General features: G+C 25.2%; 25 protein-coding genes. 3 read left to right on the top strand and 22 right to left on the bottom strand.

The window, feature by feature from the left end; translation table 11 throughout:
• The 6 genes from ACYQ1T_RS15305 to ACYQ1T_RS15280 form a co-directional block, all read right to left on the bottom strand.
• Positions 1-396: DegV family protein (locus ACYQ1T_RS15305; RefSeq protein ID WP_459836684.1), on the bottom strand; the 396-nt coding region annotated here is incomplete at its 3' end.
• 28 nt (positions 397-424) lie between these two features.
• The gene (locus ACYQ1T_RS15300; RefSeq protein WP_459836403.1) at positions 425-727 is read right to left on the bottom strand and encodes a Dabb family protein; all 303 of its coding nucleotides are present in this window, start codon (positions 725-727) and stop codon (positions 425-427) included.
• Between the two features lie 46 nt (positions 728-773).
• Positions 774-1,979, bottom strand: coding sequence for a transglutaminase-like domain-containing protein (locus ACYQ1T_RS15295; RefSeq protein WP_459836682.1), 1,206 nt, complete (start codon positions 1,977-1,979; stop codon positions 774-776).
• Between the two features lie 119 nt (positions 1,980-2,098).
• The gene (locus ACYQ1T_RS15290; protein WP_459836680.1) at positions 2,099-2,473 is read right to left on the bottom strand and encodes a hypothetical protein; all 375 of its coding nucleotides are present in this window, start codon (positions 2,471-2,473) and stop codon (positions 2,099-2,101) included.
• A 69-nt stretch (positions 2,474-2,542) separates the two neighbouring features.
• Positions 2,543-3,154, bottom strand: coding sequence for a DNA-3-methyladenine glycosylase (locus ACYQ1T_RS15285; RefSeq protein WP_459836678.1), 612 nt, complete (start codon positions 3,152-3,154; stop codon positions 2,543-2,545).
• A 318-nt stretch (positions 3,155-3,472) separates the two neighbouring features.
• Positions 3,473-3,697, bottom strand: a complete 225-nt coding sequence (locus ACYQ1T_RS15280; protein WP_459836676.1) for a hypothetical protein — start codon at positions 3,695-3,697, stop codon at positions 3,473-3,475.
• 159 nt (positions 3,698-3,856) lie between these two features.
• Here ACYQ1T_RS15280 and ACYQ1T_RS15275 point away from each other — a divergent pair, with 159 nt between their 5' ends.
• Positions 3,857-4,738 carry an MBL fold metallo-hydrolase gene (locus tag ACYQ1T_RS15275; RefSeq protein ID WP_459836673.1) on the top strand — a complete coding sequence of 294 codons (882 nt, stop codon included), beginning with the start codon at positions 3,857-3,859 and terminating at the stop codon, positions 4,736-4,738.
• Here ACYQ1T_RS15275 and ACYQ1T_RS15270 read toward each other — a convergent pair.
• Together ACYQ1T_RS15270 and ACYQ1T_RS15265 are read right to left on the bottom strand one after the other, a co-directional pair.
• Positions 4,733-5,689 (bottom strand): aromatic acid exporter family protein, encoded by a 957-nt coding sequence (locus ACYQ1T_RS15270; protein ID WP_459836670.1) that lies wholly within the window; start codon positions 5,687-5,689, stop codon positions 4,733-4,735. The two genes, ACYQ1T_RS15275 and ACYQ1T_RS15270, sit on opposite strands and share 6 nt — an antisense overlap.
• Before the next feature lie 18 nt (positions 5,690-5,707).
• Positions 5,708-6,586 carry a radical SAM/SPASM domain-containing protein gene (locus tag ACYQ1T_RS15265; RefSeq protein ID WP_459836667.1) on the bottom strand — a complete coding sequence of 293 codons (879 nt, stop codon included), beginning with the start codon at positions 6,584-6,586 and terminating at the stop codon, positions 5,708-5,710.
• Positions 6,587-6,882: 296 nt separating this feature from the next.
• On the opposite strand from ACYQ1T_RS15265, the gene ACYQ1T_RS15260 reads away from it, so the two are divergent.
• The gene (locus tag ACYQ1T_RS15260; protein WP_459836664.1) at positions 6,883-7,395 is read left to right on the top strand and encodes a DnaJ domain-containing protein; all 513 of its coding nucleotides are present in this window, start codon (positions 6,883-6,885) and stop codon (positions 7,393-7,395) included.
• Between the two features lie 86 nt (positions 7,396-7,481).
• Here the strand turns inward: ACYQ1T_RS15260 and ACYQ1T_RS15255 are convergent, their stop codons facing one another.
• The 5 genes from ACYQ1T_RS15255 to ACYQ1T_RS15235 all read right to left on the bottom strand — a co-directional run bounded on the left by ACYQ1T_RS15255 (position 7,482) and on the right by ACYQ1T_RS15235 (position 11,904).
• Positions 7,482-9,500 (bottom strand): methyl-accepting chemotaxis protein, encoded by a 2,019-nt coding sequence (locus ACYQ1T_RS15255; protein ID WP_459836662.1) that lies wholly within the window; start codon positions 9,498-9,500, stop codon positions 7,482-7,484.
• Positions 9,501-9,546: 46 nt separating this feature from the next.
• Complete coding sequence (locus tag ACYQ1T_RS15250; protein WP_459836660.1) at positions 9,547-10,233, bottom strand: DUF6062 family protein; 687 nt, start codon at positions 10,231-10,233, stop codon at positions 9,547-9,549.
• Positions 10,234-10,394: 161 nt separating this feature from the next.
• On the bottom strand, positions 10,395-10,808 hold the full coding sequence (locus tag ACYQ1T_RS15245; RefSeq protein WP_459836657.1) for a hypothetical protein: 414 nt from the start codon (positions 10,806-10,808) through the stop codon (positions 10,395-10,397).
• Positions 10,809-10,827: 19 nt separating this feature from the next.
• Entirely contained in the window at positions 10,828-11,493 is a 666-nt protein-coding gene (locus tag ACYQ1T_RS15240; RefSeq protein WP_459836654.1) for a putative ABC transporter permease, read from the bottom strand.
• A 72-nt stretch (positions 11,494-11,565) separates the two neighbouring features.
• A complete protein-coding gene (locus ACYQ1T_RS15235) occupies positions 11,566-11,904 on the bottom strand; it encodes a hypothetical protein (RefSeq protein WP_459836651.1) in 339 nt (112 codons plus the stop codon).
• Positions 11,905-12,059: 155 nt separating this feature from the next.
• Here ACYQ1T_RS15235 and ACYQ1T_RS15230 point away from each other — a divergent pair, with 155 nt between their 5' ends.
• Positions 12,060-12,482 (top strand): zinc ribbon domain-containing protein, encoded by a 423-nt coding sequence (locus tag ACYQ1T_RS15230; RefSeq protein WP_459836648.1) that lies wholly within the window; start codon positions 12,060-12,062, stop codon positions 12,480-12,482.
• A gap of 125 nt (positions 12,483-12,607) precedes the next feature.
• Here ACYQ1T_RS15230 and ACYQ1T_RS15225 read toward each other — a convergent pair whose 3' ends face one another.
• From ACYQ1T_RS15225 to ACYQ1T_RS15185, 9 genes are all read right to left on the bottom strand, one after another.
• The gene (locus tag ACYQ1T_RS15225; protein WP_459836645.1) at positions 12,608-12,844 is read right to left on the bottom strand and encodes a hypothetical protein; all 237 of its coding nucleotides are present in this window, start codon (positions 12,842-12,844) and stop codon (positions 12,608-12,610) included.
• A gap of 59 nt (positions 12,845-12,903) precedes the next feature.
• Entirely contained in the window at positions 12,904-14,322 is a 1,419-nt protein-coding gene (lexA, locus tag ACYQ1T_RS15220) for a transcriptional repressor LexA (protein ID WP_459836643.1), read from the bottom strand.
• Between the two features lie 87 nt (positions 14,323-14,409).
• Positions 14,410-15,183 (bottom strand): endonuclease/exonuclease/phosphatase family protein, encoded by a 774-nt coding sequence (locus ACYQ1T_RS15215; protein ID WP_459836640.1) that lies wholly within the window; start codon positions 15,181-15,183, stop codon positions 14,410-14,412.
• 33 nt (positions 15,184-15,216) lie between these two features.
• Positions 15,217-16,041, bottom strand: coding sequence for a pyridoxamine kinase (locus tag ACYQ1T_RS15210; RefSeq protein WP_459836638.1), 825 nt, complete (start codon positions 16,039-16,041; stop codon positions 15,217-15,219).
• A 73-nt stretch (positions 16,042-16,114) separates the two neighbouring features.
• Positions 16,115-16,513, bottom strand: a complete 399-nt coding sequence (locus ACYQ1T_RS15205) for an arsenate reductase ArsC (RefSeq protein ID WP_459836686.1) — start codon at positions 16,511-16,513, stop codon at positions 16,115-16,117.
• A 257-nt stretch (positions 16,514-16,770) separates the two neighbouring features.
• Complete coding sequence (gene tnpA, locus ACYQ1T_RS15200) at positions 16,771-17,226, bottom strand: IS200/IS605 family transposase (RefSeq protein WP_459831012.1); 456 nt, start codon at positions 17,224-17,226, stop codon at positions 16,771-16,773.
• Positions 17,227-17,488: 262 nt separating this feature from the next.
• Positions 17,489-17,968: a MogA/MoaB family molybdenum cofactor biosynthesis protein gene (locus tag ACYQ1T_RS15195; RefSeq protein WP_459836636.1), complete on the bottom strand. Its 480-nt coding sequence runs from the start codon at positions 17,966-17,968 to the stop codon at positions 17,489-17,491.
• Between the two features lie 154 nt (positions 17,969-18,122).
• Positions 18,123-18,851 (bottom strand): LiaF transmembrane domain-containing protein, encoded by a 729-nt coding sequence (locus ACYQ1T_RS15190; RefSeq protein WP_459836634.1) that lies wholly within the window; start codon positions 18,849-18,851, stop codon positions 18,123-18,125.
• A 23-nt stretch (positions 18,852-18,874) separates the two neighbouring features.
• Complete coding sequence (locus ACYQ1T_RS15185) at positions 18,875-19,660, bottom strand: TIGR00266 family protein (RefSeq protein WP_459836632.1); 786 nt, start codon at positions 19,658-19,660, stop codon at positions 18,875-18,877.
• Between the last annotated feature and the right edge of the window lie 88 nt (positions 19,661-19,748).

Here is a 19,748-nt window from a genome sequence, read left to right as displayed (position 1 = left end):
TACAATAAGTCCTAACCCTAAGGATGCTGATTTACTATCTATTATAGTAATATCTGCATTTTTATTTTCTTCACAAATAATTTCTTTTGCTATTTTAGCACTATTTATGCAACCACTTAAAGCTGATGAAAAGCCAACATATATTACAGATTTTCCACTTTCAACATGCTTTCTAAATGCACTTTCAAAAGTAAATGCATTTACTTGAGCAGTTGAAGGCATTTCACCTTTTCTAATTTCATCATAAAACTTTTTATGTTTTAAAGTTTTCCCTAGGTCATCTGGTATATCTTGTCCACAAAAATTAACCCTTATAGACATAACGTCAATATTATGTTTTTCTATAAATTCAATAGGTAAATCACAACAAGAATCTGTTATTATAACTGTCTCCATTTCCATCTCCACCTCATTTAAATATTTTTTATATTTCATAATCAACTACAACTCGTTCCTCTTTCACCTTATTTACAAACTCTACAATTTCAAGATGCTTTGGATGTTTTTGATATATTTCTAAATCAAATTTATTATTAAATTCAGAAATTAAAACAATATCATATGCTCCATTTGATTCTTCTATATTTATTCCTACTTCTATCATTTTTAGTTCTGATATTATACTTGGCAATTTTTCTAATCTTTGCTTTATTTCTAAAGCATTTTGAATTTTTGTATTTCCCTCTGAAGTATCAAGTAACTTCCACATAACTATATGCTTAATCATATTTTACACCTTTCTAACAATTTATTTTTATATTATTTTAATTTTACTACTCTATTTTTTTAATTTCAATGTTCAAATCATGTAGCTTAATATCTATAGACTCAAAATCTATTCCCTCATGAGTTTTTATATGACTATTTGTTATTCCAAAATACCCTTTGTTAATATTAATAGGAATATTAATATTAGTTTCAACAGGAATCCAACCTAGATTCTCAACAAAAACTTCAGCCCAAAAATGATATAAATTATCTGAGTTTTTTCCTACTATGAATTTTGATGGGATTTTAAAAGTTCTCATTATTGCAATAAATACATTTACACACTCACAACAAGTTCCTTTACCTCTTCTTATAGTTTCTATTGCGTCCTGAGTTACACCCTCATTAAATATTTTAATTTCTAAATCACTATCAAACTTAATATTTCTAGTATACTTTAAAACACTTTCTATAATTTTAAAGGAATCATTGACTTCTTCAATATTTTTATTTATAAAATTAATTATTTCTTTTGAATTACTTTGAATACTTTTCGTAGGTATCAAATATTTATTTAAATCTTCTATATCTAATTGTTGTTGTATAAGTAGAGGATGTATTTCTAAACCTACCTCCATATATTGTTTCTTTTTAATAATTTGTTTAACACTTTGATGAGAAGAATTTAATAAATTTAAATCTAACTTTGGAGCTTTTATATAATAATCCTTATTTACTAAAAACTTATTAATAAAAAAATTCTCTGATTTTTTTCTAATCTCCTCTAAAATTATTTTTTCAACTTCCTTAACCTCTAAATTATCAGTATATAAATATTCGTTATAAAACTCTTCCTTAGTCTTATTTATATTATTAAAATCTATTTCTGTATCTTCACTTAAGGTTTTCTTATTAATTGGATCTGATTCTATTAAATAAAAACTATAAACTTCATTATAGATAGATGAAAACTCCTGACAAATTCCTTTAAAATACTTTATATTTTCTAGATTTATAGATATTATTAAATTTTTTTTATATTTTTCCACTAACTCTTTCCCAATATTTATAACTGTTTTTACCCATATATCTACATAATCACATATATTATTTTCTTTACTTAAGACTAAATTATCACTTGTAATTATTTTCTTTAACATGATATCTACTTCTTTCGTATCATAAAGCATACTATTTTGAATAGAGTTAGATAACATTTTTGATATTAAGCTTTTTTCTTTACTTATTACTTCATTTATTATTATTATCAAAAAATTCTCCCTCCCCATTGCCCCCCTGTTAATATTTTACTATATTTCAAATTTATTTTAAACACTTGAATTTTTTAAAATTAAATGTGAAAGGAGAAACTAAGTTTCTCCTTTCACATTTAATTATTTTTAACTACCTTTGAAATAAACACTCTTTTTATAGTACTTTGTGGTGGAATTGATTTTGTCATAGCTTCACTAATTCTCATATAAACAAGATCGCCCTTTTCTATAATTATATCCTCTTTTTTATCATTAGAAGAATTTAAAATTTTTGTTTCATCTGAAATAATTCCAATAATTTTTTCTTTATAAACCTCATTTCCTTTAATATATCCATCTACTAAAATACTATTAACCTTACCATTTTCCCCTTTATTTACTTCTAATATTTCCCCAATAAAAACTGGACTTTTAATTGGCTTTGAATATACTGGAATTGAAAAAATAGTTAAAAGTAATACAGTCGTATATAAACATCTTTTTAGTTTCATAATATACCTCCTTACAATTAAGTCGTAATATTATTTTAAATAATTAATTTATAAATATACATAATATTTTTATTTTACTGATACATACTTATTGCCCTTTATATAGAATCTCCAAGGAAAATCTACAGCTTCTTCCGCATACTCTATACCAACTCTAGTAGTTTCTACAATTTCAAAATTTCCCACGTAACCGTCTTCTATGTATATATCATTTTCTATATAAACTTTTTTACAGTTATCTTCTTTTGTTATATCTAAAGCCATGCATAACTTTGAAGGCCCATTAGTTAAATTCTTTTTCTGAGCATTAGTTAAACTTTCGTAGTTTGTTTTAAACCTATTATTAGATATATAATCAAAATTATCTAATGGCTCTATTCCTCTAATTAATACACCTTCAGCAATATCCTTACTATTTGTTATTATATTTAAACAATAATATAACCCATAAATAAAATAAATATACGTTACACCACAATCCTCATACAAGGTCTCAGTTCTTTTTGTTCTTCTACCATTATAAGCATGTGAAGCTTTGTCTATAGCACCTATATACGCTTCAGTTTCTACTATTTTGCACCTTACTTTTATTCCATCTATTTCCCTTACCAGTATCTGTCCAAGTAAATTTTTAGCAACTTCTACCGCGCTTTTATTATAAAACTCTTTTTTTATTATCATTACTACCTCCCTTTTATTTTTATTATATCAATAATTCCTATAGTCTAATCTTTAATTTAAAATATTATATTAGAATTTAGATTATAAATAAAAATAGAGTTATAAATATATAACTCTATTTTCTAGCTATTTTAAAAATTTTTAAAGGTTTTAGTATTATTATTTTCTTTATTTTATATAAATATTAAAACACTTAATTGTAATTTTAATATTTTAAGCTTTTAGTTAGAATATAACCTTTTAAAAGTTATTCTTTATCTTTTATACAGTTAATTATATCACCTTTGAAAATTTTGTCAATATCCCTTGTTATTTTAACTATACATCCCACTCAATAGTTAAGATACTTATCTCTTCCTTTCTTAAAGATACTTTATATCCATCTAATATTAACCAAGTAACTAACTCTTTTTCTACCTCGTCTCCTTCTTTCCCCTGTAATGTAAGTAAAGCAGAAACCTTATTTATACCAGCTGATTTAGCATAATCTATATTTTCTTTTATTTTTTCCTTATGACATCGAAGTTTTTCTGACTCTGCCATATATACCATCTCCTTCTTTATTAATTTTACTTTAATATATAATATATTTATTAATACATTATGTTAAATATACTAATTAAAATTATTTTTGTTATTTATTTACATTTTTGTTTCTAAATATTATAATAATTTATAAATTATATTGTTTAGAGGTAAACTATGATTAATAAAAAAAATGTTAAAAATAATTTATTATTTAAAATATTAGGTTCTGGAGGATGTACTTCTATTCCTAAAGCAGGATGTAGATGTAATATTTGCTCTGAGGCAAGAATAAAGGGTGAGCCATATAAACGAACTGGTTCTTCTCTTTATATTGAAAACTTCAAAATACTTATAGATACGCCAGAAGATATAAACTATCAATTAAATAAATATAATATTTTCGATATAAATATATTACTTTATTCTCATTGGGATCCAGATCATACATTAGGCTTGAGAGTAATTGAACAACTTAAACTAAGTTGGCTAGATTATTTTAGAAATATACATTGTAAAGACCCAATTAAAATAATTGGACTTCCTGAGGTTATTTCAGATATAAATAATATAAAAAATAAATTCGGTTCTTTTTTAGATTATTATTATAGTCATAATCTTTGTACTATCAATTCATTAGAACATATAGAAGTTAACTCTTTAAATATAACCCTTGTACCAATTAAATCTAGTGGTATATCTACTGCTTTTATATTTGAAAACTATAATTCCAAGCTAATATATGCCCCTTGTGATAACAAACCTTTTCCAAATGATGATAGATTTTTAAATGCTGATATTGCGATATTAGGAGGATTTATTCCAAAAGAAAACTTTAACAACAATACCTATATTCCTCTTGGAAATAAAATATATGATGCTATGTTTACAATTGATGAAATAATAGAAATAAAAAATAAGTATAATTTCAAAAAAATTATACTTACTCATTTAGAAGAAAACTGGGGTAAAAGTTTTGATGATTATTTAGAATTAGAAAAAGACTTACAAAAACATAATATTTTTTTTGCATTTGATGGTATGGAAATTTTTTTATAAATAATTTGAAGCAAAATTTCTTTTAATATTTAATAAATCTTCCATATCATTTAAAAATTGAAGAAGTTGTGCTCTATTTTCAAACTCTTCCCTTGTTTTGGGAAGAGCCATTTTTTTAAATTCTTCTTTTAACTTAGATAATTCTATAAGAAGTTCATTGCAATCATTTATATCTTTAACATTCTCTGCAACTTTTTTTGTAAATTTAGACATCAAATGTGTTTGTTCAAATGACATATAAAATCTTTCAAAATGTGTTCTCATTTTCATTATAATATCAAATTGATTTTTCCTCATATTTATATAATCAGTATAATAGGAATTATTTTTAAATAGTTTGTTATTTGCTATTTTATAAGCTCTTTCTGAACTTTCCTTTAACCTAATTTCAAGTTCTTTTAAAACTTTTTCTTCATCAATATCAACAGTTTGAGTTATAAGAGAATTTGACATTTTAGAAAGTATTACTCTATATTGATTTTCTATAAATTCCTTATCTTCATTAAATATTTTTTCTAATGATGGCATAAATATATTAGCTATTGAAGCAGTTCCTATACCTATACCCATAATTAAAAGTTCGTTTGTTATCCAATAGATATTAATTTCACCTGCTATTAATAAATGTGTTGATAATACAATAGCAGGTACCATTCCCTCTGAAATATTTAATTTAGACGCAAGAGGAATAAATATTATTAAAAACAATGAAAAAATAAATGCTCCTTGTCCTATAAATCTATATAATATTGCTGATAGTATAATTGATATTATACAAGCAAAAATTCTATTTTTCCCTATCACTAATGCTTTTTTTCTATCATCTTGAATGCTTAAAATAGCAATAACAGCTGCAACTGTTGCAAATTCTACATTTAATTTATTAGCTATAATTAAGGAAGCTATAGCAGATAAGGTCATTTTAAATGTTAAATTATAAATATATCTCAATTATTATTCCCACCTTATTTATTTTATTTGGTATCTTTTAACGTATCCACATCTCTTACATAGCTCTTCTACTGCAACCCTTCTTGAAAATCCATCATATATTCCTTTAGCCTTGTCGCCTTCTAATATACTTTCAATAGAATTTTCAAATATATTCCCTAAAGTAATATTTCCCTCGCTATCTAAACAACATGGTACAACTGTTCCATCTACTAGTATTCCAATTTGATCTCTTAAACCATAACAAAATGCACTGTCACTAATTGGTTCTATATTTATATTGGGCCAATTAAACTTTTCTGCCATATTTAAATATACATTATCCATTAATTTAACACGATTTTTTTCTATTAATTTTTCTCCTAGATTAAAATCTAAAGCTAATTTTTCTTCTAACATACTTAAAATACTATTATTTAAAGAATTGCTAGCCTTTAACTCTTCAGTATCCATATTCCATAGTCTTAATGCACATATAATATCACTTTTTTCTCTTGCTTCCTTTATAAAAGAAGCTATATCTTCTATATATTTATCAAAGTCAACTTCACTATTATTTGCTTCAAAACTATGAAGAGATATATTTACTTGCCTAAGTCCCTTAGAATATATTAATTTATCTTTTAAATCATTAATTAGAGTGCCATTTGTTGTTATATTAACCTTTAAGCCATTAATATTAGCAATTTCTAAAAACTCTTTAATATTTTTATTTAAAAGAGGCTCACCCATTAGATGAAAATAAATATGCTTTGTATAAGGTTTTACTTCTTTTATTATATATTTAAAAGATTCTATATCCATAAATTTCAACTTCCTACTTGTTTTAGGGCAAAAATTACAACTTAAGTTACAAATATTTGTAATTTCTATATATACTTTTTTAAATCTTGTCATAAATGTTCTCCTATTATCTCTTTTATTTATTCTAAATATTAAATTACCATATTATAAAACTCTTTTCCAATGTTTTATTAAAAATAATTTTAATATTTTCTTGCTATTTTTTTTAATAGATGCTATTATTAAAAAGCAGTTGGTACGTATAGTGCTAATTACCTGTAGAGCTTGGTTTGTCCTTCGCCGGATGCCAAGCTCTACTTTTTTTGCCTTTTCTCTTTAGTTGTAACAATATTAACCTTACTTCTATATATTTATAATAAGTAAAAATATATAAAGGGAGTGAATTTAATTTGGACCCTTATAAAGTTTTAGGAGTTAGTCCAAATGCACCTAAAGATGAAATTGAAATGGCCTACAAGAGTATCCTAAATGAATATAGCTTAGATATTTATAATAATAGTGAATCAGCACCTTTAGCTGAAGATAAAATATCTGATGCAAATATTGCATACGATATACTTATAAACGGTAGTATTTATAAAGAAATACGTACACTTATAGATAATAATAATATTGTAGTTGCTGAAAGTAAATTAAATTTGATAGATCATAAAAATTCTGCTGAATGGAATTATTTAAAAGGATTTGTTAATTTAAAAAAAGGATGGTTTGATACTGGAGTTCAGCATATAATTACAGCCTCAGAATTAGATCCTGAAAATGAAGAATATTCTCAAAGTATAAATACCTTAAAATCTAGAGCTAGTGAATTTGAAAACTATTATAAACAACATAACGTAAAACCTAACTCAAATAATATGAATGCTTGTGGTGGTGGCGGAAATAGTAATGGTATGTGCTAATACTATTATTATTAAATAAAAAATAAGGTTTCCTGTAATTTTACAGAAAACCTTATTTTTTATAATTTATTTATTAAGTTTTTATTTTATTGCACCTGAAATTTATCAACTTGTTTTGTCATACTTTCTGTTTTTTTTGCTAGCCTTTTTGAACTTTCTAAAGCACACTCACTATTTTTATTTAACTCCTGAGCTGAGGCTGTTACTTCTTCCGATGAAGCTGCAATTTCCTCTGATAAAGCTGATACCTCTTGAACAAATTCTAGTAAATTGTCTCTATCCACTTCTATATCATTAAATTCATTATTAATTTCTAATATTCTTGGTGAAATATTTTTAACTGAGTTAGAAATTTCCCCAAAAGAATTTATTGTTTCTTCAACTATGTTTTTTTGCTTCTCTAAATCCTTACTCATAGTTTTAGTTTCTTCTGATATAATATTAGCACTATTAAATATACTATTTAAAATTAAATGTATTTTATCTGAAGCTTCTTTAGAATTTTCTGCTAAAGTTCTAACTTCCTCTGCAACAACAGCAAAACCTTTTCCCGCCTCTCCAACTCTAGCTGCTTCTATGGCTGCATTTAGAGCTAATAAATTTGTTTGTTCTGCAATATTATTTATAAGCACAAATATACTTTTAACTGTTCCTATATCAGAATTCATATTTTCAATACTTTTAACAAATCCATTAAATTTATTATCAAATGTATTTATTGAATTTATTAAATTTTTCATATCATCATTACTCTTTATTGAGTTATTATCTATTTCTAAAGTCATAGAATTAATATTTGATATATTATTAGATACTTTTTTTAATTTAATTCCTAAATTATTAACTGTATTAACCATTTTTTGCAAATCACTAGATTGGTTATTTGTACTTGATGCAATTTCTCCTATAGCAATTACAATATTATTAGCAACCATACTTAATTCTTCAGATATATTTGATAGTTCTATTGAATCATTTGATAATTCTTCTGCTGACAATTGAATAGTTCCAATCATTTTACCTACCGATTTTCTTGAAGATTCTATTGCATTACAAATTTCACCTAATTCATCATTTATATCTAATTGTTTATCATTAAATCTAGTTTTTAAATTTCCTACTGCAAAATTGTTCATATTAATTTTTATTGAATCAAATACTTTAGCAAATCTTCTAGTTAATAAAATTAATATACAAACAATTAATAATCCAATTAAAACTGATGTACTCCATAATATTATATTTAAAGATTTTAATTCTTTTAATAAATCGCTTTTATCAATAGTAATTCCTACTGACCATCCAGTATCCTTTACTGGTGCATATGAAATATATTTCTTATCAGTATTTAAATTATATTCCCTTGCTCCTTTACTTCCTTCTATCATATTTTTATGAACATCTATTAAATCTATATACTCACTGCTATCTGAATTATTTTTTATATAATTAGTTTTTTCTTTAACTAAGTTAAAATCTTTATGTGCAATTATAGTTCCGTCATTGCTAAGCATAAAAGCATTTCCAGTTTCTAAGAACTTAATCTCTGTAACAATATCACTAAGCTCTGATGCTAATCTTATACCAATTATTAAACCAACTACCTTTTCTCCACTTTTTAAAGGAACAGTATAAGAAATTAAATAATCTGTGTTCACACCATCTACATAAGGTTCTGATACACAAGCCTCCCCCCTAATACTTTTCTTAAAAAACTCTCTATCAGAAATATCTCCTAAAGTTCCAGTATCATAATATACCTTTCCTGATAAATCTACTATTCCAAAAGCTTTAAATCCTTTACCTAAGAAGTTATCTTTTAATATTTCTCTTTTATCTTTTATTGATATATTTTCATTAATTAATCTCTTATCAAAAGATACTTCATTAACTGACTCTAAATTAAATTTTATCTTATCATTAATTCTCATAGCTGATTGTTCACTAACACTTTCCATTAAGATCATACTATTTTTAATTAATGTTTTACTAGAAAAATAATATGTTATTAATGATATTCCTAAAATCCCAATAGTTATTGCCGGAATAAAATATGATAGCATTTTTTTAGTTAAACTTTGTCTTTTTGTGCTCATCCTCTTCATAATCCTCTCCTAAATCCTCTTATATATTTATTTTCATACCATTTAATTAGCTTTTACTTCTCTTTAAAATATCCTTAGCTCTATTTATTGAATCCTTAGCATTATTCCATGGTTCATTTTTAAATCTATAATCATATTTCTTTATAAACCACTCAATATCCAATTCCAATTCTTTACAATATTTAAGTTGTATGTTACAAGTTACTTTTTTAAATAATTTAAACTCACTAGGACTTAATATTTCTTTACCTTTACTTAATAATAAATTAAAATGCTTTATACAAAAATTGTTTTGTAGACTATAAATTTTTTTAAATTCTTCATTTTCTGACCATAAATCTATAGTTCTTTTCACATCATAATTCATTGTTTTTTCATTTATTTTTTCGCAAACAAAACATTTCATCTCTTTTTTACTCTTATTAAATGATAACCTTTTCTTTTTTTCTAATGAAGCACTTTCAATTTTCATTATTTCCATAGTTATTAACTTCTTTATCATTATTGCCATACCCAGTTTATCTCTTATTTCATCAAACTTTCCCATGTGTCTATCACAAAATGTATATTCTTTGCCAAACTTCGGGAAAAATTCTAAGTCCATTACTAAATCTTGAGAAATAGCATTTAGTACTTTGTCTTCATAATCCTCTAAAACTTTGCATAAACTACATCCTTTATTTAACTGAAAGCTTTCATATATCTTAATTTGTTCTATACTTAATTTTGTCATTTCCCCTCCTTAATAATACTATTACTTTCATTTATTCAAAATATTTACTTTTAATTATATTATACAACAAATTTTAGAATTATATATAAATATATTTACATAAAATAGAAAAAAGCCGATATATTTTATATATACCGACTTTAAATAGTAAATAAAGAATTTTATTCTAATTGTGTTAATAATCTTCTCATAACATCTTTAAGCTTACCTTCACCTAAATCTTCATGAGCAATAACAACTACAAGCTTTATATCATTGTCTGACGGATCCCATTTATAAGCTCTTATATCTAAAATTGATTCATCTTCAATATATTCTTCTAAATCAGTGGCTAACTCTTCTGATAAAGTTAGATATTCATCAAATAACTCATCTTCTGTAAGCTCCTCTAAACTATAATCTTCCTCCATTATTTCATTTAAAGTACTAATATCTATACTTAAATTAAAAGCTACTATATCTTCTCTCTTAGATCCTTTACTCATATCTTTAATAACTTTAAACTCTGAATTTTCCTCTATTACTTTTTTTATATCTTCACTATCTACTACTTTTCTTCCAAATGCAATATACATAAAAACACTCCTAATTTTATTATTTTTTTCTTATTTCATATTTTAAAACTTCTTTAAGTTTTTTTAGTTCATCATGATAAGTTTTATGCTCTAACTGTGGAAATGCCTTTAAAATTCTTTTAAGTTTTTTAGCTTTTATATCTTGTATAATATCAATATTCTTAAGATTATAGTTTAATTTTAATACTTCTTTTACAGTAAATATAATATCTAAAATAAATATTATAGTTACTATTATAGAAACTATAACTATAAAATAAAAATTTAAATCAATAAAAATTTTATTAAATAAAGGATGTAATATTTTCATTAAAACTACTGATAATATTCCAAAAAGTGTAGAGTTTAACAAACATACTCTTCCCTTTATATTGTATTTCCTATTAGAATAATTCCATAACCTCGTATGAAAAACATACTCTAACAATAAATCAGCACAAAATTCTATAATAGAAGCAATAATACCACCTGCTATAAGCAATAAAATCCATGAATTAATTTTCAAACTTCCTAAAATCCATATTACAGATAAAGCTCCAAAACCATAAACTGGACATACTGGCCCCTTTAAAAAGCCTCTATTTACAAATTCTTTTTTAGGAATAGAACAATAAAACACTTCACACACCCATCCTAAAAAACTGTACAGGCTAAAATATAATATTGTTAATAGTAACTTAATCATTATTATCTCCCACTTAAAATTATTCTATTATTATCTTATTATGAGAAAATAATAACTTTACTAATATATAATTTATTTTTTTATATTTATAGAACCACTTACTTTAGGAAACAATTGATTATAAAATGTATTAAATCCATCATCTTCTAAAACTATTTTTTCTTCATCATTTACATAAAATTTACTCATTGTATTAATAATAAGATCAAATTTTTTCAAATCTCCTTCTTCTAATAATATATTATATAAATATGCAAGATGATTTTGCATATATCTCTGCATTCTCTTTATTTCATCATCAGATATTTTACCATCATCATATAACTCCTTTACTGGACCATTTCTAAATATAAAGTATGTTGAAGCTTTTGTAATTCTTTCTATATGTTCTTTTGGAATATTATTTTCCATTTTATTCACCTCTTTAGTAAATTCTTTTTTACTTAATTTAACTATATTTTAAATAAAAATACAAGCAAACAAATTCATAGTTAATTTATTTGCTCATTATTTTTACATATATTATAATATTAATTATCTTTATATAGATATTGTGAGGTGATTAAATGAAATTTCTACAAGGAACTTATGGAGTTGATTTATTATCAATAGTACTACTAATTATAGGTTCTTTACTAGGTAATTGGTACTATACAAGTATATTTGGATATATATTAATTTTTCTTAGTATTTTTAGAGCCTTATCAAAGGACATTTTTAGTAGAAAACGCGAGCTTATTAAATTTACGACTTTAATAAACAGGCTATTAGGGAGATTCGGTAAATCATTACCACATCAGCTTCCTATTTTAAACCTAAATAATATTTTTTTCTTATTTGATAAAGTAAAATATTATTTTTCTCAGAAAAATCAATTTAAAATAACTAAATGCCCAAAATGTGGACAAAAGTTGCGTCTTCCAAGAGGAAAGGGAAAGATTATAGTTACATGTAAAAATTGTTCTACTAAATTTGATCTTAAAACCTAATATATTTTTCCAAATTTAATTTTCAAAAAATCTTTGTATAAAAAAATAGATATAGCTTATACTAAAAAGTTAAAATAATTAGCATTAAATTTTAACTTTTTAATATTCTATATCTATTTTCATATTTATTCTTCTTCATCTTCTAAGTTCAATGTACTAACTTTATGTTTAGGAACATCTAAGGCTGTTGATTTTCCAAAATAATATCCAATTATCATACTAAAAACTGGTATAAATTCATCTGAAGTTACTTTTCCACTTATACTTAAATAACAGAATACTAAAGTAACAGCAAGAGCTATTATTTTTCTTACACTTCCAATAACTTCTTTTATAAACTTTAAATTATTACTTCTACCCATAATCTCTCCTCCTTAATACACATATATTCTTTAAGAGAGTTTATTGTGAAGTAAATATATTAATTTTGTTTTATAACACCTATGGCTATACCTAATATGCTTACCTCTTTATCTTCTAAACTTATAGGATTATACATTGTATTTGCAGGCATTAACATTGGTATATTACTATTCATATTTAATGTCTTTAAAGTTGCTTGTCCGTCTAGATTAGCTGCAACTATATCATTATGATTTGCTGTTTGTTGCTTTTTAATAACAACTAAATCTCCATCACATATATTCTTATCAACCATACTATCTCCCCTTACAGTTAGGATAAAGGTTTCCTTTCCTCTTTCTAGCCACTGCATTGGAATTTTAAAATTTCCTTCTATACTATCATTAATTTCTATTGGATTTCCAGCTGCTATATTTGTAAATACTGGAACTTCCTTTAATTCATCCTCTTTAAATGATACTTTATCTTCTAATAAAATTTCATATTCAGGTGATGAGATATCTATATTAAAATTATATATTTTTTTATTCTTTAAGTTTACATATGTATAGTTCTCAATTGTTTGTGGCTTAACTAATTCTTTTTCAAACTTAGTTTTAAAATTAAAAGTTTTTCCTTTAAATTCAGTTCCTAAAGTTTTAAACTTTCTTCCCTTTACAAGCCATGAATATTTTTTATTATCAAGCTCACTATTTACTATAAAAACTAAAGATGAGTAACTTCTCATACTATAAAGGTTTTTAACAAAGTCTATTTCACCCTTTGTTAAATTTTCACAATCATCTACAATAATATGACTATAATAAATATTATGTTTTGTTATATATTTAATTGAAAATAGTACATGATCATATTCATCCATAAGATTATTCGTTAAAAGTTCTTTATTATAAAGTTCTTTAAGAGAATATAACGCTTCTCTTGTATAGGAATTTTTTCTAATTCTAGAATTACGACCTTTTCTATCTACATCTAAATATTCCTGTTTAGTAAAATTACTTGCCTTAATCCACATTATTTCATCAATTATAAGATCTCTTGATGCACTTTTTAAAAACTTAGATTTTTTAGAAAAATTACTTAAAACCTCGTCTAGGTTTGTTAATATCTCAAATATTTTTTCTTTATTTACATATTTTAATACTATGCCACCTTCTCTTCTATAAGCATTAGAATATGTATTAATAATATCTTCTAAAGTTGATATTTTCACTCTTTCTTTATCTAATGAAAATAATGAATAAAAATAATCCTTGTTACTTTTACTTTTATATAATTTAATAGCCTCATTTGTTTTATTATAATCACCTGTTAATATTAAAACTTCATCATTTTCATAAATGCAATAATTATTTTCAAGATTAATTGCTCTATATATAGATGAAGTACTTTTACCTGTTCCCTTTTTTCCTTTTAATAACTGTATCCCTTGAGACTTTTGATAAATAAATTTATTTTGTACCTTTGAAAATTCCAAACTTTAAGTCACCCTCTTTCATCTTTTAGTTTATAAGTACAAATATTTTAACATATTTAAAGCTAATAAATCTAGCAAAGTTATATCCTAAATTTTAATTTCTGCTACTATTGGATAGTGATCTGATGGATACTTACCTTTTATGTTATCATCAACTATCTTGCTATTAATTATTGAAAAATCTTCTGAAACAAAAATATAATCTATATGATATCCTGTTTTATTACCTTTAAATTTACTCATAGTTGACATTTTATATGCTTCACCTTTAAATCCATTTACAGAAATAAATTTCTTTTTACTAAAATTTCCTTCTGAAAAGCCCTTTATTAATTTACTAGTTGGAGTTGCATTAAAATCTCCCATTAATATACTTGGTAAGCCATCTATATCTTCTTGTTTTTCTATCATTTCTCCTATTTTTTTCAAACCATACTCTCTAGCCTTTGGTAAAAGACAATCTAAATGAGTATTATATACTCTAATCTTAGTTTTATCTTCTAGTTCTATTAATGCAGTTGTGCATATTCTCGGATATAGTGAGTACCATATAGAGCTTCCAACGGTATTTGGTTCTGAAGATAGCCAAAAGGTTGAATTTTCAATAATCTTATGCTTTTTAGATACTAATATATCATTTCTTTCAATAAATATTTTTTTACTTCTTGGACTTCCAACTATATTATAATCTACTAGGTTTTTTCTTAAGTCTTCTAGCATTTTATCGGTTAATTCTTGAACTCCAATAATATCACAATTATACTTTTTTATAATTTCATATACTATCTCTGCTCTATTTTTCCACCTATTATTTATATCCAAAATAAAGTCACTTCTTAAATTAAATGTCATTACTCTCATAATTTATACCACCTATTTTATAAAAGCATATTTTTATAATAATTCTCTTAAAACTCCTTCAAACATAATACCTTCTTTAGGATTACCATCATATTTTATACTAAATTCAATAGCCTTATAAATAAAATCCGTAGCTTTTTTTACAGAATAATTTAAGCTATATCCTTTAAGAGTTAGTCCACAAATAATAGATGTAAAAACATCACCTGTTCCACTATAGGATTTATTATTATATTTACATTTAACAATATTATATTCATTTTCCTTACTATCATATGCTACATTCCATATTTCATTGTCTTTAATAATCCCAGTAATAATTACCTTTTTAGCTCCTAATTTGCATATATCCTTTGCTATATCTTTAAGATCTCTTATATTAATTATTTTATCACTATACTCTCTATTAGTTAAAATACAAGCTTCTGTTAAATTAGGTGTAACTAAATAAGCAAGTGAAACTAACTCTTTAATCTTACTACACATAGAATAGGTATATGTATCATATAAAATACCGTTGTCTCCCATTACAGGATCTATAATAATTAAAGATTCCTTTTGACTTTTTATAAATTCTTTTAATATTTCTATTTGCTTTTCTGACCCTAAAAAGCCACTATATATACAATCAAATTTAATATTTAAGTCTTTCCAAGATTTTTTATACTTCTCCATCTCATTTGATAAGTCTAAAAAACTAAACCCTTCAAACCCTGTTTGAGAGGATAACACTGCAGTAGGATAAGGGCAACATTGAACCCCTAAAACTGAAAGTATTGGAATAGCTGCTGTTAATGAACATCTACCTATTCCTGAAATATCATGTACCGCTGCAACTTTTTTAATTATTCCATCCATCTTTATATCTCCCAATTAAAGTTTTTAATATATACATATAAAAATCATTATTCTTTTCAATATACCTTTACTATTATATCTCATTTAGCTCTAATCTTTTAACAAGATTTAATACCTTATCCTTAATTAAATCTCTAGTAACTCTAAATTCATTATCTGATTTTCCTGTAGGATCTTCTAAGCCCCAATCTTCTCTATAAGAACATGGTAACATTGGGCAATTAACATTACATCCCATAGTTATTACTATATCTACATCTGGTATATCATTTAATAATTTAGGTTTTTGATTAATTTCCATATCTATTCCAATCTCTTTCATAATTCTTACAGCATCTTTATTAATTTTGTCTCTATTTTCTGTTCCTGCTGAATAGCATTCAAATATATTATTTCCGATTATTTTACCAAAAGCTTCTGCCATCTGAGATCTACAAGAATTATGTACACATATAAATGCAATCTTTTTTATATTATCTTCTTTTTTTAACCCTTTTCCACTCATATTTAAATCTCCTAAAATATTTCTTTATGTTAATCTATATTTTATTAGCAATATCCTACTGATAATAATATACTAATTTTAATATTTTATCTATTATCTTATGAAAATTTGTAATCAATAAAAATCCACCAGCTTAGCTGGTGGTATTTCCTAAGCCCTATAAGGGCCTCTTACCTGCATTGCGCCTTAAGGCGCTTAAATTGGTTCGCCAGCCGCATACTATGTTACTTGCTACCCTTAAAAGGGTCCATATATTCTTTCATACTTATTTGATCTGAAATCATATCTTCTTTTTCTTGATTTCTTATATATTCTTCAATTGCCTTTCTATTTCTTCCTACTGTATCCACATAAAATCCACGACACCAAAAATGTCTATTTCCATACTTATACTTCAAGTTTGCAAATCTTTCAAAAATCATAAGACTACTTTTTCCTTTTAAAAATCCTACAAAGCCTGATACACTCATCTTTGGTGGTATCTCAACCAACATATGTATATGATCAACGCATACATGCGCCTCGATTATAGTTACACCTTTCCACTCACATAACTGTCTTAATATTTTACCTATTTCTTTTTTCTTTTCTCCATATAGCTCTTTCCTCCTATACTTAGGCGCGAATACTATATGATATTTACAATTCCATTTTGTATGTGATAAACTATTACTATCCATTACGGATGCCTCCTTTGGTTATTAAATTTGGCTGTCGAACCTAGTTTAATTATACCAAAGGAGGTTTTTATTTCCTACTGACCGCTAAAGCTTTTCGGAACTCACCTGCATAGCAGGTGGTTTTCATTAAACAATAAAAGAGGAATTATTATTATACTTATTTATATAATAATAATTCCTCTTTAACTATTAAATAGATATTTATTCAAATTACTTATATGATAATTTTACGCATATAATTTCAATTTAATTTTTTCTTTTATTAATTTCTTACTTCTCTTTTTATTATATCTATTCCATGTTTTAATTCCTCTAAAATAAATGTTAATATTTCCTTGCACAATTTATAATCATTTGGTAAATTTACTATAATTGTTTTTCTTCTTACACCAGATTTACCTCTTAAAAACATGGCACTTTTTGTTATTGATAAACAATAGTTTCGTATAGCCTCGCTTACGCCTTCTAGTTCTATATCTATTACATTATTAGTTGCTATTGGAGTGATATCTTTTGATGAAATTCCTACTCCTCCTATAGTGATAACTAAATTACTTTTTTTAACATCACTCATAAACATAAGTTCTTTACTTAAAATATCTATCTCATCTGGAAGAACTACATATCTTTCAACAGAAAACCCTTGCAATTCTAATATTTCTTTTACTTTTTTACCGCAAGTATCTTCTACCTCTCCTCTTGAGCATTTATCACTACTTGTAACAATTCCAACTGTATACATATACCTTACCTCCAAAAGTTTTTTATATCTTTATATTTTATTAATATTAAAAAAAACTTCTTATAAGAACAAATCTATTATTTTTCAACTAAATTTTTATAATAATTGTATTTTTTATACTTAAAAGGATGTCCAAATGAAGATTCAACTAGTTTTAATTTATATCTATTCCACCAAATATACAAACACAGTTTATTGTCATTGTCGCTGCATTCAAATCTTCATTTATAGGTGCATTATTATCTATTCCACCAAATATAGGAGTATATTTAACTATAACTCTTGTATTTCTAGGAACTATTATATCTACACCACCAAATATCGCTGTACAGTTAAAATTACAATTATCAACAACCTTTGCTTGAGATAAATCTAGTTCTACACCACCAAATATTGCTGTTGCACTCCCTTGATAAAGATTTTGTGATATATTCCTTGTTTCTATTCCACCAAATGCTGTAAAATAAGCTGGACTATCATTTACATCACCATTTATGCTACAATTTTCTCTAATTCTTTCATTTATATCTTCTCGTTCTTCTTTACTTAAAGTTCTATTTTTACTTTTAGTATTGCACTTTCCAAAAATAATATTTAATCCTATAGAAACTACAACTATCCCTACTAAAACTCCCCAAACATTAATATTTGGGAATAAGTCTCTTATTTCAATAAATAACCCAACTCCAATTAAAAGAAAAATAATATTTCCAATTGATATTCCCTCTGATATCATACTTACTATTGCAGGTATTATAAAAAATAAGGTCCACCATCCATCAAATAGCTCAACTCTCCATAATCCTAATGCATTTCCTATTGTTGCAATACCAAATAAAATAATTGCAATCCCCCATATAATTGGACTAATATTCTTTTTCATAAACCCTCCTAAAAAATAATATTTTATTCAAACAAGTTCCCAAGTCCACCAAGTACACTCCCCTGATCAACTGACTTTCCACCACCTTGTGGTGCTGCTGTATAAACTCTAGATGCTAATTTACTAAACGGTAAGCTTTGCACCCAGACTTCACCTGGTCCAGTTAATGTTGCAAAAAATAGACCTTCTCCTCCAAATACAGCATTTTTAAATCCTCCAACAAATTCTATATCATAATTAACATTTTGAGTCATTGCAACTAAGCATCCAGTATCGATTTTTATTTTCTGCCCAGGTCCTAATATTTTCTTAGCTATTGTTCCCCCTGCATGTATAAAAGCTAAGCCATCTCCTTCTAATTTTTGAAGTATAAATCCTTCACCTCCAAAAAAGCCAGTTCCTAGCTTTTTATGAAATGCAATTCCAACGCTAATACCTTTAGCACAACATAAAAATGCGTCTTTTTGACAAATCAATTTATTTCCATAGATTCTTAAATCAACTGGTATTATTTTACCAGGATATGGAGCTGCAAATGAAATTTTCTCTTTAGTAACACCTGTATTAGTAAAAGATGTCATAAACAAGCTTTCTCCAGTAATAACTCTTTTTGCTGCTCCACCTAATTTACCAAAAATTCCACTTTGGCTTTTTTCACTTCCGTCTCCAAAAATAGTTTCCATGCTAATACTATTATCCATCATCATCATACCACCAGCTTCTGCAACTACAGTTTCTCTTGGATCAAGTTCAATTTCTACATACTGCATTTCATTTCCAAATATCTTATAGTCAATATCATGTACCATTTTATACCTCCTAAATAACTTTTAAATATTATTACTTAATTTCTTTAATTATACTACTATACTTACATCCATATACACATTTTAACTT

It is taken from the genome of Clostridium carnis (assembly GCF_054657435.1).
The sequence above is the reverse complement of the archived record's forward strand: the minus strand, read 5'-3'. Positions and strand labels throughout refer to the sequence as shown.